The sequence below is a fragment of the Cupriavidus sp. GA3-3 genome (assembly GCF_000389805.1).
In the GTDB taxonomy this organism is placed as follows: Bacteria; Pseudomonadota; Gammaproteobacteria; order Burkholderiales; family Burkholderiaceae; genus Cupriavidus; species Cupriavidus necator_D.
The window spans coordinates 55,601-70,866 of record NZ_KB944505.1; the positions used below are offsets into that span (position 1 = coordinate 55,601).

At 69.9% G+C, this 15,266-nt stretch carries 14 protein-coding genes; 4 read left to right on the forward strand and 10 right to left on the reverse strand.

Going from position 1 to position 15,266, the window contains the following annotated elements:
* Nucleotide 1: 1 nt before the first annotated feature.
* The 7 genes from C265_RS30250 to C265_RS30280 all read right to left on the reverse strand — a co-directional run bounded on the left by C265_RS30250 (nucleotide 2) and on the right by C265_RS30280 (nucleotide 8,411).
* Nucleotides 2-1,069, reverse strand: a complete 1,068-nt coding sequence (locus tag C265_RS30250; protein WP_010813993.1) for a ferredoxin--NADP reductase — start codon at nucleotides 1,067-1,069, stop codon at nucleotides 2-4.
* 28 nt (nucleotides 1,070-1,097) lie between these two features.
* Complete coding sequence (locus C265_RS30255; RefSeq protein ID WP_010813994.1) at nucleotides 1,098-1,862, reverse strand: SDR family oxidoreductase; 765 nt, start codon at nucleotides 1,860-1,862, stop codon at nucleotides 1,098-1,100.
* On the reverse strand, nucleotides 1,846-3,552 hold the full coding sequence (locus C265_RS30260; protein WP_010813995.1) for an FAD-binding protein: 1,707 nt from the start codon (nucleotides 3,550-3,552) through the stop codon (nucleotides 1,846-1,848). The genes C265_RS30255 and C265_RS30260 overlap by 17 nt, the downstream gene beginning before the upstream one ends.
* A 19-nt stretch (nucleotides 3,553-3,571) precedes the next feature.
* Complete coding sequence (locus tag C265_RS30265) at nucleotides 3,572-4,096, reverse strand: flavin reductase family protein (RefSeq protein ID WP_010813996.1); 525 nt, start codon at nucleotides 4,094-4,096, stop codon at nucleotides 3,572-3,574.
* Nucleotides 4,093-5,847: an FAD-dependent oxidoreductase gene (locus C265_RS30270; protein ID WP_037025771.1), complete on the reverse strand. Its 1,755-nt coding sequence runs from the start codon at nucleotides 5,845-5,847 to the stop codon at nucleotides 4,093-4,095. Before C265_RS30270 ends, C265_RS30265 begins: the two co-directional genes overlap by 4 nt.
* Nucleotides 5,848-5,872: 25 nt before the next feature.
* Nucleotides 5,873-7,066, reverse strand: a complete 1,194-nt coding sequence (locus C265_RS30275; protein ID WP_010813998.1) for an acyl-CoA dehydrogenase family protein — start codon at nucleotides 7,064-7,066, stop codon at nucleotides 5,873-5,875.
* 193 nt (nucleotides 7,067-7,259) lie between these two features.
* Nucleotides 7,260-8,411 carry an LLM class flavin-dependent oxidoreductase gene (locus C265_RS30280; RefSeq protein ID WP_010813999.1) on the reverse strand — a complete coding sequence of 384 codons (1,152 nt, stop codon included), beginning with the start codon at nucleotides 8,409-8,411 and terminating at the stop codon, nucleotides 7,260-7,262.
* Between the two features lie 211 nt (nucleotides 8,412-8,622).
* On the opposite strand from C265_RS30280, the gene C265_RS30285 reads away from it, so the two are divergent.
* The gene (locus C265_RS30285; RefSeq protein ID WP_010814000.1) at nucleotides 8,623-8,967 is read left to right on the forward strand and encodes a VOC family protein; all 345 of its coding nucleotides are present in this window, start codon (nucleotides 8,623-8,625) and stop codon (nucleotides 8,965-8,967) included.
* A 15-nt stretch (nucleotides 8,968-8,982) separates the two neighbouring features.
* On the opposite strand, the gene C265_RS30290 is transcribed toward C265_RS30285, so the two are convergent.
* Nucleotides 8,983-10,167: a helix-turn-helix transcriptional regulator gene (locus C265_RS30290; RefSeq protein WP_010814001.1), complete on the reverse strand. Its 1,185-nt coding sequence runs from the start codon at nucleotides 10,165-10,167 to the stop codon at nucleotides 8,983-8,985.
* Between the two features lie 402 nt (nucleotides 10,168-10,569).
* Here C265_RS30290 and C265_RS30295 point away from each other — a divergent pair, with 402 nt between their 5' ends.
* From C265_RS30295 to C265_RS30305, 3 genes are read left to right on the forward strand one after another with little or no spacing between them, the layout of a single operon-like run.
* Complete coding sequence (locus C265_RS30295; RefSeq protein WP_037025790.1) at nucleotides 10,570-11,379, forward strand: SDR family NAD(P)-dependent oxidoreductase; 810 nt, start codon at nucleotides 10,570-10,572, stop codon at nucleotides 11,377-11,379.
* A gap of 33 nt (nucleotides 11,380-11,412) precedes the next feature.
* Entirely contained in the window at nucleotides 11,413-12,369 is a 957-nt protein-coding gene (locus tag C265_RS30300; protein ID WP_010814003.1) for an alpha/beta hydrolase, read from the forward strand.
* Nucleotides 12,366-13,463, forward strand: a complete 1,098-nt coding sequence (locus C265_RS30305) for a 3,4-dihydroxy-2-butanone-4-phosphate synthase (protein ID WP_010814004.1) — start codon at nucleotides 12,366-12,368, stop codon at nucleotides 13,461-13,463. Before C265_RS30300 ends, C265_RS30305 begins: the two co-directional genes overlap by 4 nt.
* Nucleotides 13,464-13,467: 4 nt before the next feature.
* On the opposite strand, the gene C265_RS30310 is transcribed toward C265_RS30305, so the two are convergent.
* On the reverse strand, nucleotides 13,468-14,433 hold the full coding sequence (locus tag C265_RS30310) for a hypothetical protein (RefSeq protein WP_010814005.1): 966 nt from the start codon (nucleotides 14,431-14,433) through the stop codon (nucleotides 13,468-13,470).
* 15 nt (nucleotides 14,434-14,448) lie between these two features.
* Entirely contained in the window at nucleotides 14,449-15,240 is a 792-nt protein-coding gene (locus C265_RS30315) for an SDR family oxidoreductase (RefSeq protein ID WP_010814006.1), read from the reverse strand.
* Nucleotides 15,241-15,266: the final 26 nt, after the last annotated feature.

Consider the following 15,266-nt stretch of genomic DNA (forward strand, 5'->3'; position numbering starts at 1 on the left):
GTCAATCCGGGAACTTCAGGTGGATTTCGGCGCTGGACGGGCGGGCCTGGCAAGCCAGGGTCCAGCCCGCCTCCAGGTCGGCGCGGTCGAGCACATGGTTCTCGCCGAGCGTCACGTCGCCCTGCGTCACCTGGCACATGCAGGCGCCGCACAGCCCGGCGCGGCAGGAATTGGGCGCGGCCACGCCGGCGCGCTGCAACGCGTCGAGCACGGTTTCGTCCGGCGCCACGCCGACGTGGTGGATCTCGCCGTCGAGCTGCACGGTCAGTGCGGCGCCGCGCATCGCGGGCGCGGGCGATGCCGTGGCGGTGTCCCCCGCGCTGGCGGCCCCGCTTGCCGGTGCCTTGGCCGCCGGCACATCGGGCAAGGACACGAAGCGCTCGACGTGCAGTTGCCCGCGCGGCACCCCCAGGGCCTGAAGCGCGGCCTGGGCGCCGTCCATGAACGGGCCGGGCCCGCAGACAAAGCATTGCGCCATGCTCCACGGCCGCACCAGTTCCTCGATCTGGCGCTGCGTGGGCGGCCCCTGCACGCTGTCCAACCAGTGGATCACGCGCAGCCGGCCGGGGTGGTTGCGCGCCAGTTCCGCAAGCGCCTCGCGGAAGATGATGGAGCGCTCGTCGCGGTTGGCATAGACCAGCGTGACCGCGCCGCGCCCGTGGCGCAGCGCCGCCTTGGCGATCGACAGCACCGGGGTGATGCCGCTGCCGCCGGCCAGCAGCAGGAAATCGCCATGCAGCGCGGGCGGGGTGAACACCCCGGCGGGCGGCATTACCTCGACCGTATCGCCCGCGCCCAGGTGGTCGCAGATCCAGTTGGACACGCGCCCGCTCTGCACGCGCTTGATCGTCACGCGCAGGGCGTTGTCCACCTCAGGCGTGCTCGACAGCGAATAGCAGCGCTGCAGCGGCACGCCGTCCACGGGCACGCGCAGGGTCAGGAACTGCCCGGGACGGTAGGCAAACGCATCGCGCAGGCCGTCCGGCAGCGCGAATACCAGCGAATGCGCCTGGTCAGTTTCCGTGACGACTTCGGCGATCTGCAGCCGGTGGAATTGCACTGGCGCCATGATGTCCTTCTATTGCTTGAGGGCGGGGTCAGGCCACGCCCATGATGGTCTGCGCGTTGTCGATACGCAGTTCCGCACCGTTGATAAAGCGCGATTCGTCGGAGGCCAGGAACAGCACCAGGTTGGCCACGTCGCGCGGATGGCACATGCGCTGCATCGGCTCGGCGCCACCCACCTCCTCCGGCAGGGCCGTGGCACCGCCCGGCAGGAAGGCCGCGGTCATCGGTGTAAGGATGCCGTCCGGGTGGATCGAGTTGCAGCGGATCCGGTAGCCGCTCTGCTTGCAGTGCCCCGCCACCGCGCGCGTGAGCGCAGCCACCGCGCCCTTGCTCGCGCTGTAGGCGCAGAACGCGCCCATGCCGCCCAGCGCCGCCACCGACGACATATTGACGATGCTGCCGCCGCCCGCCTTCATCGCGGCCACGCCGTACTTGCAGCCGAGGAAGTAGCCGTCGGCATTGATGCGCATCACGCGCTGCCATTGCTCCAGCGTGGCGTCCTCGACCGAACCCAGCAACAGGATGGCGGCATTGTTGACCAGCACGCTGGGGGCGCCGAATTGCTTTTCGGTGCGCGCCATCACCTGCTGCCAGCCGGCTTCGCTGGCGATGTCATGCGGCACGAACAGCGCGGTCTCGCCGATCTCGCGCGCCAGCGCATGGCCCGCCTCCTCGTTGAGGTCGGTCAGCACCACGCGCGCGCCCTCGCGCGCCAGCAGCAGCGCGTCTTCCTTGCCGACGCCGCTGGCGGCCCCGGTGACGATGGCGATCTTTCCTTCAGTACGTTGGCTCATGGGTGGTCTCCTCGTTGGTGTGTGCCTGCCGGTCGCCGGCAGGCTGTCGTGTCAGATGGCGGCCCGCGTTGCGCCCCGACCAGATGCAGTCGGCAAGCGACAGGCCGCTTACGTAATGGTTGGATGCGATGCCAGCGGCAGTGCGGCCCACGGCGTAGAGCCCTGGAATGGGCGCCCCGCCAGCGGCGGCCAGTACACGGCCGCTGGACTCTTCCACCGACAATCCGCCCAGCGTGATGGCAGGGCACGGAAAGACGCGGCTGTTGGCCGAGATGTCGATGGCAAGCCACGGCCCGGTTTCGAGCGACGCGCACATCGGCGCCGATTTGCCGGCCGGATCGGGGATCTCGCCGCGGGCCGCGGCGTTATAGGCATCGACGGTGGCCCGCAGCGCCGCGCCGGGCATGCCCAGCTTGCCGGCAAGCGCTTCGAGGCTGGAGGCACGCCGCGCCCCCGCCAGCATCAGCAGCGCCGCGGGCAAGGCCTGGAAGGCCCACAGCCGGCCGCCCAGGCATTCACGCAGCGCGGCGCGCGCCAGTTCGCGGTTCAGGACCAGCCAGGCCCGCCCGCCATGCCGTTCGCAGATGGCGTGGCCAAGGGTGGCGCCGTAGGTTTCCTCGTTGCCGATGCGCGCGCCCTGCGCATCGACCACGCAGCCGCGCGCCCAGTCGAACGGCGGATTGATGAAGCGCCATGCCGAGACCCGCTCCAGGTGCCGCGTGGCCGCGCCCGCCGACTCACCAAGGCGGATGCCGCTGCCGTCGCAGCCGGTCGCGCCAAGGCGCCAGTTCTGCAGGTATTTGCCGGCGTGGCGCGCCACCATGGCGCGGTTGAAGATAAAGCCGCCGGTGGCCAGCACCACCGCGCCGGTGCGCACCGCGACCGGGCGCGCATGGCGCAGTTCCAGTTGCAGCACGCGCTCGCGCAGCAGGTCGGCCAGCGCAGGCGCTGCGTTGTGCAGGCGCTCGGCCAGGCGCGCCAGGCGGGCGTGGCGTTTCTGGTGGCGGCCCGGCGGCAGCTGCCACAGCTCGATGCCGACGACCGCGCCGTCCTGGTCGAGAATCAGCCGCCTTGCCGCGGTCTGACGCATCACCGTCACCTCCGGCCGGGCCTGCACGGCGGCGCGCAGGACGGCGTACAGCGTGCGGCCGGACATGCCGGGGCCTTTCACGCGGTGACCGCGCGGCGCGGGCGCGGCATGCTGCGCGTAGGCGGCGACCGCTTCGTTGCCGGAGTAGTAGAGGTAGTAGGGCTGCGCCGGATACGAGGTCTTGCGCGGCGGCACGGTGGCGGCAAAGCCCACGCCCAGGCCTTCAAGCCAACCGATCATCTCGCGGCTGCGCTGACAGAACGCCTGCAGCGTGGCATCGCTGACGACCCCGCCCGTCTCCTGGCGCAGGTAGTCCGCCATCGCCTGCGGTGTATCGGCGTAGCCCGCGGCGGACTGGTACGGCGTGCCGCCGCCGGCGTAGACCACCCCGCCGCTCTTGGCGCTGGCGCCCCCGCCTTCGAAGCGTTCCGCAACGATCACGCGCGCGCGGCCATGCGCGGCCTCCAGCGCGGCGCAGGCCCCGGCGGCGCCGAAGCCCACCACCACGGCATCGCAGGCGGCCTGCCACGGGTGTGCGTCCGGATCGTCGAGGCGCAGCGGCGCGTGGACCGGCGTGGCGGAATCGGTCGGAGGGTACATGCTGGCTTGCGCTCCCGGCTTAGGCCGAACACAGTGCGCCAAGCGGCGCGGACGTGGTGTAGGCACCATCGACATAGACCAGCGGCGACACCTCGCCAGCCAGCTTTACCTCGCGCAGGCGTCCGATGAAGACCGCGTGCGTGCCGTAGTCGAAGCGGCCATCCTGCTGGCACACCAGGTTCGCCTGGGCATCGCGCAGGCACGGCACGCCGAGCAGATCGTCCTCCCACTCGCCACTGGTGAAGCGTTCCTCGCCCTTGAGCCGGCCGCTGCAATCCACTGCGATATCGCGGTGGTCGGCTGCCAGCAGGTTGATGCAGAAGTCCGCGCCGGCATCCAGCGGCGGGTAGATCGAAGAATTGCGGTTGATGCAGATCAGCAGCGAAGGCGGGTCCGCGGACAGCGAATCGACCGCGGTCACGGACATCGAATAGCGGCGCTCGCCATGGCGGCAGCTGATCACCGCCACCGAGCGCGCCATGCGGCGCATCGCCATCAGCATGTCTTCGCGCAGCGCGGTGCTGGGTTCGGGGTTGGCGCTCATAGGGCCTCCTGTACGGTTTGAGCATGGGGCGCGGCGGCAGGCTGGCGCGCGTTCTGAGAGAGCACGTCGGCAGCGATAAAGCCGAAGGTCATGGCCGGGCCCAGTGTCGAGCCCGCGCCGGGATAGCTGGTGCCCATCATCGAGGCACTGGTATTGCCGATGGCGAACAGCCCGGCAATGGCGCTGCCGTCGTCGCGCAGCACGCGCGCGCTGGCGTCCGTCACCAGGCCGCCCTTGGTGCCGATGTCGCCGGCATCGATGCGCACGGCGTAGAACGGCGCCTTGCCGATCGGCGCCAGGCACGGGTTGGGCCGCACTGCCGGGTCGCTGTAGTAGGTATCGAACAGGTTGTCGCCCTTGCCGAACTCCTCGTCCACGCCGGTGGCCGCATAGTGGTTCATGCGCGCCACGCTGTCGGCCAGGCCGCCGGCATCGACACCGATCCGCTGCGCCAGCTGCGCCAGCGAGTCGGCGCGCACCAGGATGCCGGACAGGCTTGCCGGAATGCCGCGGTCCGGCATGACCGAGCCGGGCAGGATCGGCCCGCACGGATATTTGTGGCGGAAGGCGGCGTCGAACACCATCCACGCCGGCACGCTGCTGCCGGTTTTCTCGTGGTCGCGGTACATGGCGGGAACGAACTCGGAATACGGCGCGGCCTCGTTGACGAAGCGCCGGCCCTGCCCGTTCACCACCAGGCAGCCGGGCATGGCGCGCTCGATAAAGAGCGCGCGCTGCTTTTCCTCGCCCTGCACATGCACGGTGGGTGCGCCCCAGACGTGGGACATCAGCGCCACGCCGGCGCCGGCGGCCTGGGCGGCGCGGATGCCGTCACCGGTGTTGTTGGGCGGGGTCGCGCTCCAGGCGGCCTGGGTCGGCTGCGGCAGGTACTGTTCGCGCATGGCCTGGTTGCGCTCGAAGCCGCCGGCGGCCAGGATCACGCCGCGCAGCGCGCGGATCTCCACCACGCGCCCGTCCTGCACCGCGCGCACGCCGCGCACGGTGCCGTCCTCGACGATCAGGTCCTGCAGCGCGGTGTCGAGCCACAACGGAATCGCGCGGTCCATCATGGCCCGCCGCAGGCCGCCGACCAGGCTGTTGCCGAGCGTGAGCCGGCGGTCGCGCCGGGTCTTGCGGCGCCAGCCCAGGTCCAGCCAGTAGCGGGCAAACTGGCGCACCGCCAGGCCCAGCCAGCCGGGCGCGCGGCACAGCAGCGCATGCGCCTCGGCCGAGGTCACGGCCACGCGCCCGCCCACCAGCGTGCCCGGCGACGGCGGCCGCAGCCGTGCGAATTCCTCGCGCAGCTGCGCGCCGTCGAACGGCATCGGGTCGAGCGCGCGGTAGCCCGGCATCGCGCCCGGAACCTTCTGGAAGTAGTCCGCGTAGCGCGGCAGCGTGTAGTAACGCACGCCGGCCTGCTGCTCCAGGTACTGGAGCATGCGGGGCGCCTGCTCAAGATAGGCGCGCACGCGCTGTGGATCGCCGTGCTCGCCGGCGCACGCCAGGATGTATTCCAGCGCCGTGGCGTAGTCGTCGCGCCCGCCCGCCGGCGCGATATGGTGGTTGAGCGGAATCCAGATGCCGCCGCCGGACACCGCCGAGGTGCCGCCGTACTGGCTGCTCTTTTCCAGCACCACCACCGACAGTCCGCGGTCCGCGGCGCGGCAGGCGGCCAGCATGCCGCCGGCGCCCGAGCCGACCACCACCACGTCGAACTCGCTGGGCTGCATGCGCGCTCTGCTCTGGCTCATATTGGATCTCCGTGCGGCGCGCGGCTCAGATGAAGAAGTCAGTGTTGGCGCGGCCCATCATCACGCCGCCCAGGTTCTGGCCGAAGCGGTCCAGGTTGTTGGCGTAGTGGGCGCGGGCCGCATGCAGGTCGAGGAAGCGGCGCACCATCGGGTTGCTGCGGTAGATGCCGTTGCCGCCGGCATAGCGCAGCAGGCCGTTGGCCAGCTGCGCGCAGCGCTCGGCCACTTGCGCGGACTGGTAGCGGAAATGCAGGCGGCGCGGGGTCTGCACCTGGCCGCCTTCACGCGCAACGGCCAGCAGCTCGTCGAAATTGCGCTCAAGGATGGTCCGCATCTCGTCGATGGCGACCTGCGCGTTGGCGCAAGCCATCTGCGCGCCGCCGTCTTCCGCGGTCTTTCCGCCACCGTTGCTGCTGACGCGGCCGTCGGCATAGGCGACAAAGTCATCGAGCGTGCCTTCCAGCGCGCCGATGCAGGCGGTGCACACCGCGCGCACGAAGATCTGCGCGAACGGCAGCCGGTACAGCGGAACGTCATTGACCGCCAGCCCCGGGCTGGTGCCCATGGCGCCATCGACGGCGCGGTGGGTGCGGTACTCGGGCACGAACACGTCCTCGACCACGATATCGTGGCTGCCGGTCGCGCGCAGGCCCAGCACATCCCAGTTGCGCACGATCTTGTAGTCGGAGCGCGGCAGCAGGAAGGTGCGGTAGTCATAGGCGCCGCCCGGCTCGGCCGGCGGCACCAGCCCGCCCAGGAAGATCCAGTCGCACAGTTCGCTGCCGCTGGAGAACTTCCAGTGGCCGGAGAAGCGATAGCCGCCTTCGACCGGCGTGACCTTGCCCACCGGCATATAGGTCGAGGCGATCAGCGTGGCAGGGTTGCTGCCCCACACTTCCTGCTGCGCGCGCTCGTCGAACAGTGCCAGCTGCCAGTTGTGCACGCCGACCACCCCATAGACCCAGGCGGTGGACATGCAGCCCTTGGCCAGCGCCATCTGGATGCGGAAGAAGGTCTGCGGATCGAGTTCGTAGCCGCCGTGGCGGCGGGGCTGCAGCACCTTGAAGAAGCCCGCGGCCTGCATGTCGGCAATGGTCTCGGCGGGAATGCGCGCTTCGGCCTCGGCCTGCGCGGCGCGCTCGGCCAGCACCGGAATCATCTGCTCGGCACGCGCGATCAGCCGTGCCGCCAGTTCCTTGGGATTGTTGTCGTGATGCACCGCGGTCTCCTTGTTGCTTGGTCTTGTAGCTGGCCTTGATGTTTGCACCGGTGGGGCCGGGTGCCATCGTCTGTTGGGACTAGCTATGTCGCGATTTGGTGAGTGGGACTTCGTGGATGCTCTGGCCCTCTCCCCCGGCCCCTCTCCCGCAAGCGGGAGAGGGGAGCAAACCCGCAGGCTTGCATAGCGCCGATCAAGCCAGCGCGCGCAGCTTCCGTCCCTGCTTGCGGAAGTGCGGGATCACGTGCTCGCCGATATTGCGGATGGTTTCCAGCTGCGCCCACTGCGGCACCGTGCCCATCTGGCAGATGAACAGGATCTCGTCGGCGCCGGAATCGATCAGGCGCTGCACGTAGCCGATGCAGTCCTCGACGGTACCGTAGGCATGGTTGGGGTTGAGCATCATCATCGACGGGTCGCTGAAATCCACCGAGACCTTCTCTGAGGCGAACTTGGTGTTGATGACGGCCTTGCCCTGCGCGTCCGTGGCGGTGACATGCTCGTCGTCCCAGGTGGACGGGTCGGGCCGCTCTCCGCCGGCATACCAGTACGACAGCGACTCCATGAAATAACGCTGGCCCTTGATGCCGATCTTGCGCGCGGCCAGGCCGTCTTCCAGCACGATGGTCGGGCACAGCGCGGCCAGGTGCTGGTGCGGGCGGAAGCCCACCTGGTCCTCCGGCTTGCGGGTCTCCCACGCGGCGCGGTAGATCTCGTTCTTCCTGGCGACATCCTCGGGGCCGCCAAAGCCAAGCACCAGCGCGCCCATGCCGCGCGCGCCGGCGCGCTGCAGCGTGTCGGCATTGGTGCAGGCCAGGTACATCAGCGGGTGCGGGTCCTGGCGCGGCTTGGGGTGGATCGGGCGGCGCGGGATCTTGATGAACTCGCCGTCGTGCTCGATCTCGTCCTGCGTCATGATCTTCGGGATCAGGTACATCGATTCGTCGATCATCGGGTGCAGGCTGTTCAGGTCGTAGCCGAAGGTGCCGGCCTCCTGCTGGGTGCCGCCCTTGCCCACGCCGAAGTGCACGCGGCCTCCGGACAGGATGTCCAGCGTGGCGATGCGCTCGGCCACCTTGACCGGATGGTTCATCGCCGGCGGCAGGCACACCACGCCGTGGCCGATGCCGATGCGCTGCGTGCGCCCGGCGACGAAGGCCAGGAAGGTTTCCGGCGCGCTCATGTGCGCATAGTTGGTCAGTGCGGTGTGCTCGACCGCCCAGACCACGTCAAAGCCCATGTCCTCGGCCAGCACCACCTGTTCCATGATTTCATCGAACACCTTGTGGTCGCCGGCACGCGAGGCATCGACGGTCTGGGCTTCATAGATCAGTGAAAAACGCATTGCAGTCCCCTTGTCTGGCATTGATGGTTCAGGACCGCCGCCGGGGCGCCGCCCGTTGCCGCGCCACCGGCCCGAAACGGCCTGTGTGATCGCAGTGTGGTCGGCGCAAGGCGTTGCAACATCGTCTGATTGGATTATGAACAGGACATGGAGCATCCCTATCATTGGCCACGGGCATCACGCCCGCTTTCACCAGGAGGATCAGGACATCATGCAAGCCAGGCTGCTGCTTTACCCCGTCGCGGACATCGACACCGCGCTGCCGTTCTTCACGGAAGGACTCGGACTACCGGTGAAGTTTCGCGACGGAAACCGCTATTGCGCGCTCGACGCGGGCGCGCTGACGCTGGCGCTGGTGGCCGGCGAGGAACGCCTGGTGGACCAGCCCGCGCTGGCCTTCAAGGTGGATGAGGGTGACGATATCGCCGCGGCGATGGCGCGGCTGGTGGGTGCCGGTGCCGGCGTGACGCTGCCCGCGGCGCAGGGGCCGCATGAGACGCGCGCGGTGCTGGAAACGCCGGAAGGCTTTGCGCTGGTGCTCAGCGCAAAGCCCTGACGTGCGTTACGTGGTTTAGCCGAGAGAAATCACGCTGCTCAGCAGCATGCGCACCAGCGTGGCCTGCCGGGTCACGCCGGTCTTGGAGAAGATCGCGCGCAGGTGCGCGCGCGCCGTGTTCTTGCTGATGCCGAGCTCGTCCGCGGCCTCATCGAGCGTGAGCCCGTTGGCCAGCTGCAGCGCCAGCTGCGTCTCCGCCGGGGTGAAGTCGAACAGCTGGCGCACGACCTCGTGCGAGGCCTGCGAGCGCCGCTCGGGGTCGCGGATGAACACCACGCAGGCGGGGCGCTTGCGGTTGTCCTCGGACCACTCGCTGAGCGGGATGGTGCGGATCAGCACGCCCAGCCTGGCGCTGCCGGACGGGCGCGTGATCGACATCGCTTCCATCAGCGCCGGCGTGGTGCCGAGGTGGCCCATCATGGCCTGGCGCAGCAGGCGCTGGAACTTGCGGTTCTCCTGGCCGTATTCCACGTCCAGGCTGCCTTTGGCGACACGGATGCCATCCTTGGCGCCCAGGATTTCATCGGCGGCGGCATTGGTCTTGATGATGGTGCCGGACTCGTCCAGGATCACCATCCCGACCAGCATGCGGTCGATGGCGCTGGCATAGACGGTGCGCTCGGATTCAACCACGTCGATGCGCGAGTGCAGGTCCACCGCGCGCTTCAGGTGCGGCAGCAGCGCGGTGCACAGCGCCTTGTCCGCGGCGGAGAAGTCGCGTCCGTCATGCTCGCGGCACACGCGGAAGCGGCATTCGACGCCGTCATCGGTACGCAGGTCCGCGCCAAGGATGTAGCGGATGCCGATGTCCTTGAGGAACTGCTGGTAGAGCTCGCTCTGGCACCAGGCGCCGGGCCCGAGATGCTCATCGATGGTCACCACCCGGTCCGACGGCAGGCCGATGAACGGGTCGAGCGCGTAGTAGTAGTTGTTGTAGGAGGTCTCGCCCGGCAAGGTCGAGCCATGCTCGGACGCATTGATCATCAGCCCGGGCCGGTCCGTGGCCGGCGAGCGCAGGATCAGGGTGCAATAGTTGGCATTGAGCTGGCGGCGGATCTGTTCCAGTGCCTTGCCCCAGGGCACCTGCTCCATCGGGCCCTGGTAGATATTGCCCAGCAATGTGCTGAACTCCGACAGCGACACCGTCGCCTGCGCGAACAGGTGTGCGGCCGCCTGGTTCTGGCTAACCTCCATCAGCATTTTCCTCTGTCTCCATTGTGGCGTGCGCAGCGCTTCGGGCGTGCCGGGTCGGCGCTGGCCTGCTACGGGCTCTGTGGCCCTTTTTTGTGCCCTGATTATAGGGACGGCAAAGGGGTCGCGGCTTGCCCCCGCCTTCGTGGTTTGCCCTAGGCAAGACCGGCTGCACACGCTGGCCGGACTAGTCCTGCGGGACAGGCCAATCCTCACGCGCCAGCGGGCCGAACACATACTCCAAACAGACTAAGGACAGACCCATCCCGGCCGTTCAAGGGCAAACCCCTACACGCCGTGTGATGCCCCCCTGTCCTACCCAAACAGACGATGCCGTGCCGCCGCGCTGCCGCTACAAGTCAGCCATGCGCGGCGATCCCCGCCGCCTTCTTTTCACGGAGAACCATGACCATGGCGGCAAACCCGCGGCAGCAGGCCGCAGTGATCACCGGAGCGGCCAACGGCATCGGCCGCGCGCTCGCGCAGGCGCTGGCAGCGCAAGGCTACGCGCTGGCGCTGGCCGATATCGACGCCGGCGCGCTTGAAGCGGTGCGCGAGGCGCTTGCCGGCCAGGGGGCGAACGTCATCGCCGTGCCCACCGATGTCTGCGACGCGCGGCAGATCGAGCACCTATGTGAAGAGAGCTTCCTGCGCCTGGGCCGCGTCGACCTGCTGGTCAACAACGCCGGCGTGCTCGTCACCGGCCGCTGCTGGGAGCTGCCGCCGGAAGTGTTCGACCACGTGATGCGCGTCAACCTGTGGAGCGTGCTGCACGCGCTGCGCTGCTTCGTGCCGCGCATGGCGGCACAAGGCGCCGGCCATATCGTCAACGTGGCCTCGATGGCCGGCCTCGCCGTGGGGCCCTGGCTGGCTCCCTACACGCTGTCCAAGCAAGCGGTGGTGGCGCTCAGCGAAGGGCTCGCGCTGGAGTTGCAGGCGGCGGGCCTGCCGCTGGGCGTGTCCGTGGTCTGCCCCGGTCCGGTGGCCACCGGCATCGCTGCCGGCCTCGACGGCGGCGGCGCGCAGGAGGTGGACCAGATGAACGGCGCGCTGCGCAGCGGCATTGCCGCCGGCATCACGCCGGACGCGGTCGCGCGCTTCATCCTGGACGGGGTCTCGGCCGGCCAGTTCTGGATCCTGCCGCACGAGCAGGCCGTGCATGCGGCGCTGGCGCGCGCGCAAGGCATTGCCGCCGGCACCGCGCCGGCGTTCGCGCTCTGACACCGATTTCCCCACTGCAATCCAGGAGACCCCATGCCGCTCGACCCCCAGGCCCGCGCCGTGCTTGAAGCCATGGCCGCCATGCCCAGCCCCGACTTTTCCACGCTGCGCGCGGCCGACTACCGTGCCGCGCTGGCTGCCATGCCCGCGTTCGCGTCCGGCGACACCGTCGCCGCGCAGCAAGACCTCACCATCGATGGCGCCGCAGGCCCGCTGAAGGCCCGCCTGTACCGGCCCGACGACGGCACCGCACTGCCGCTCGTGGTCTATTTCCATGGCGGCGGCTTTGTCCTCTGCGGCCTCGATTCGCACGACAACATCTGCCGCGGCCTGGCGCGCCGCAGCGGCGCGCTGGTGCTGTCGGTCGACTACCGGCTCGCGCCGGAGGCACGCTTCCCGGCCGCGGCCGACGACGCCGTCGCGGCCGTGCGCTGGGCCGCCGCGCATGCGGCGCAACTGGGCGCCGACCCGGCCCGCCTTGCCGTGGCCGGCGACAGCGCCGGCGGCAACCTTGCCGCCGTTGCCTGCCAGCAGCTGCGCGGCGGCGCCATCGCGCTGCGGCACCAGCTGCTGCTCTACCCCTACCTGGACTGCAGCGACGCCGCGGCCACCAGCGCCAGCTACCGCGAATGCGCGCAGGGCTACTTCCTCAGTGCCGCGGAACTGGACTGGTATCGCGCCCAGTACCTGGCCAACCCGGCGGACGCCACCGATGTGCGCGCCAGCCCGCTGCACCAGCGCGAGCTGCACGGCCTGCCGCCAGCCACCATCATCACCGCCGAATACGACCCGCTGCGCGACCAGGGCGAGGCCTATGGCGAGGCCCTGCAGCGCGCGGGCGGCAGCGCCACCGTGCGCCGCTGGCCCGGCCAGTTTCACGGCTTTATCAGCATGCAGGGGATGATCGATGCCGCCAGCGATGCACTGGATGCGGCCGCGGCATCGCTGCGCCAGGCCTTCGGCAGTACCAGCCGGCAGGAGGCAGCATGAGCGCCACCACACTGCCGCCGATGGCCGACGTGCTCGCGGCACTGGCCGCGGGCCAGCGTGTGCTGGTGATCGAGGACGAGACCGACGAGGCCACCGGCTGCGTCCTGGTTGCCGCCGAGCGCGCCAGCGAGGCCGATGTCAACTTCATGGCCGCCGAGGCGCGCGGCCTGGTCTGCATGGCAATCACCGAGGCGCGCCGCGCGCTGCTGCAGCTGCCGCCGATGGCCGCGAACCACCGCCAGCGCGAGCGCTACACGGTGTCGATCGAAGCGGCCAGCGGCGTCAGCACCGGCATCTCCGCCGCCGACCGCGCGCTCACGCTGCGCGTGGCGGCGGCAGCGCGCGCGCAGCCGCATGACCTGGTCCAGCCCGGCCACATCTTCCCGGTGGTGGCCCAGCCCGACGGCGTGCTGCGCCGCGCGGGCTTTGCCGAGGCCTGCTCAGACCTGCCGGCGCTGGCCGGTCGCGTAGCCGCCGGCGCCTACGCGATGCTGCTCGATGACGACGGCGACCTGCTGCGCGGCCCCGCCCTGCTGGCCTTCGCGCGGCACCACGGCCTGCCGGCGGTTTCGATCAGCGGGCTGATCCACCACCGGCTGCTGACCGAAAGCGCACTGTGCCGCACGCATTCGACGGAACTGGCCACGCCCTTCGGTTGCTTCACCGTGCACGCCTACCATGACGCGCCGGTCGATGCGCTTCATCTTGCGCTGGTGCTGGGCCAGCCCGATCCTGGGCAGCCAGTGCTGACACGCGTGCAGACCGTGGAAATGCAGCGCGACGTGCTGGGCTTCGGCACGCCGGCCCTGCCCGCCTGGAACCTGGAGCGCTCGCTCGCCCGCATCGGCGCCGAGGGTTGTGGGGTGCTGGTGCTGCTGGATGAGCGCGAATCGCCGCAGCAGCGGCTGGAGCGGCTGGCAGCGCCGGCCGCCGCCACGCCGGCGCCGGCCTTCGCGCAACGCGCGCTGGGGGTCGGGGCGCAGATCCTGCGCGATGTGGGGGCGCACAAGCTGCGCCTGCTCAGCCACCCGGTGCCGTATCGCGCCGTCACCGGCTTCGACCTGGAGGTCACCGAGTTCGTGCCGCCGTGCTGAATTATCAGGAACGGGGACCGAAGCAATCTGCAAAGCAGCGCGTGAAGCGCTCCACTTCGGCGTCTGGCAGGTGGTTGATGCCGCCTGCCAGGCGCCGGCCGCCGCCGGTCTCGAAGCCGCGGCAGAAATCGGCCGCCCCGGTGGCGCTGTGGGCGGGCACCCGCACGCTGACGGCAAAGCCGCCGCCGGACTTCGGCGAGAGCAGGCCGATGGCGTCGCCGGGCCGCCCGCGCACCAGTTCATTGGCCAGCACGCCGATCGCGCGCCGGGCCCACGGCGCGTCAGGCAGCACCAGCAGCGCGGCGCCGGGCACTTCGTGCGCGGGCGCCAGGCGGCGCGCGCGGGCCATGTCGTCCGCATAGCCGTCGCACAGCACCGCATAGGCCCCGCATTGCGCGGCGAACGCCAGCGGGTCGGCAAACGGCAGCATGTGCCGCGCCAGCTCGGCGGGATCGAAATGCAGGTCCGCCACGCACTCGCCATAGGCGTTGTAGTTCAGGCACGTGCCCAGCTGTTCCAGCACCGCGGTTTCGCGCTCGCCCAGCCCGGCCTGCGCCGCCAGCGCGCGCGCCACGCTGCCCAGGTTGTCGCCGAACGCGGCGGTGATCGCCCAGCGCCGGTGGCAGCCGTCCAGGTGGCGGTCGACCAGGAGGCTGGTGCAAACCTCCGGCCCCTCGTCGATATGCGCGCACAGGCCGGCATGCCCGGGCAGTTCGCCGGCATGGTGGTGGTCGAAGTAGTCCACCCGCGCACCGGCGCCGAGCAGCCGCATCAGGCCATCGCGGTTCTGCTCCAGCGAGATGTCCAGCGCGGTCACGGTATCGCCGGGCCCGGCGTCGATGCGCTCGAGCAGCCGGATATCGCGCTTGACGCCGGTGACCAGCGTGGCGTCGCCGGGCTGCGCCAGGCGCAGCTGCTGCAGGGCGCACAGGCCGTCGGCGTCGCCGTTGAAGGCAAAGTAGCGTGTCATTGGTGTGGTCAGGACTCAGGGCATGAAATCGCCGCCGTTGGCATCGAGCGAAGCGCCGGTGATGGCCCTGGCGTAGTCTGACACGAGAAACAGCGCAGCGCGCGCGCAGTCGTCGTCGGTCGGCATGCGGCCCAGCGCAATCTGCGCGGTCACCGGCGCGATCACGGTGTCCTCGCTCACGCCCTGCTCGGCCGCAGCGTGGCGCACATAGCCCTGCACCGGCTCGCCCCACATCCAGCCCATGAAGATGCTGTTGGCGCGGATGCCATGCGGGCCCAGTTCGCGCGCCAGGTACTTGACCGCCACCGCCAGCGCGCCCTTGGACGCCGCGTAGCCGGATTCGCCGGGCATCGGCTTGCGCGTGGCCTGGGTGTTGATCATGACAATGGCGCCGCCGCCCTGCGGCTTCATCAGCGCCGCCACTTCCTGCGTCAGCGTCATGGTGCCGAACACGTTAGTGTCGAACACCTGGCGCCAGACATCCAGGTCGGCCGCTTCCACCGGCTCGGGGAAGTTGCCGTGCTGGAAGGCGCTGTTGACCAGCGCATCGATGCGGCCGAAGCGGCGCATGGTCTCGCCGGCCAGGTGCCGGGACTGGGCCCGGTCGGTGATGTCGGTCACCACCTTGAGCACTTCGCAGTCGGCGCCTAGTGCATCGATGCGGGCCTGGGCGTCGTCCAGCTTCGCCGCGGTGCGCGCGGCGATGGCAATGGCGCGGGCGCCTTCGCGCGCCGCCTCAACGGCCAGCTTGACGCCCAGCCCGGGACCGATTCCCGACACGATGACGACCTTGTCTTTCAACAGCATGGTGTTGTCTCCTGTGATGCGCAGTG

Coding starts and splice junctions, on each gene's coding strand:
- C265_RS30250 (WP_010813993.1), bottom strand. CDS start 1,069: ATGGCGCCAGTGCAATTCCACCGGCTGCAGATCGCCGAAGTCGTCACG.
- C265_RS30255 (WP_010813994.1), bottom strand. CDS start 1,862: ATGAGCCAACGTACTGAAGGAAAGATCGCCATCGTCACCGGGGCCGCC.
- C265_RS30260 (WP_010813995.1), bottom strand. CDS start 3,552: ATGTACCCTCCGACCGATTCCGCCACGCCGGTCCACGCGCCGCTGCGC.
- C265_RS30265 (WP_010813996.1), bottom strand. CDS start 4,096: ATGAGCGCCAACCCCGAACCCAGCACCGCGCTGCGCGAAGACATGCTG.
- C265_RS30270 (WP_037025771.1), bottom strand. CDS start 5,847: ATGAGCCAGAGCAGAGCGCGCATGCAGCCCAGCGAGTTCGACGTGGTG.
- C265_RS30280 (WP_010813999.1), bottom strand. CDS start 8,411: ATGCGTTTTTCACTGATCTATGAAGCCCAGACCGTCGATGCCTCGCGT.
- C265_RS30285 (WP_010814000.1), top strand. CDS start 8,623: ATGCAAGCCAGGCTGCTGCTTTACCCCGTCGCGGACATCGACACCGCG.
- C265_RS30290 (WP_010814001.1), bottom strand. CDS start 10,167: ATGCTGATGGAGGTTAGCCAGAACCAGGCGGCCGCACACCTGTTCGCG.
- C265_RS30295 (WP_037025790.1), top strand. CDS start 10,570: ATGGCGGCAAACCCGCGGCAGCAGGCCGCAGTGATCACCGGAGCGGCC.
- C265_RS30300 (WP_010814003.1), top strand. CDS start 11,413: ATGCCGCTCGACCCCCAGGCCCGCGCCGTGCTTGAAGCCATGGCCGCC.
- C265_RS30305 (WP_010814004.1), top strand. CDS start 12,366: ATGAGCGCCACCACACTGCCGCCGATGGCCGACGTGCTCGCGGCACTG.
- C265_RS30310 (WP_010814005.1), bottom strand. CDS start 14,433: ATGACACGCTACTTTGCCTTCAACGGCGACGCCGACGGCCTGTGCGCC.
- C265_RS30315 (WP_010814006.1), bottom strand. CDS start 15,240: ATGCTGTTGAAAGACAAGGTCGTCATCGTGTCGGGAATCGGTCCCGGG.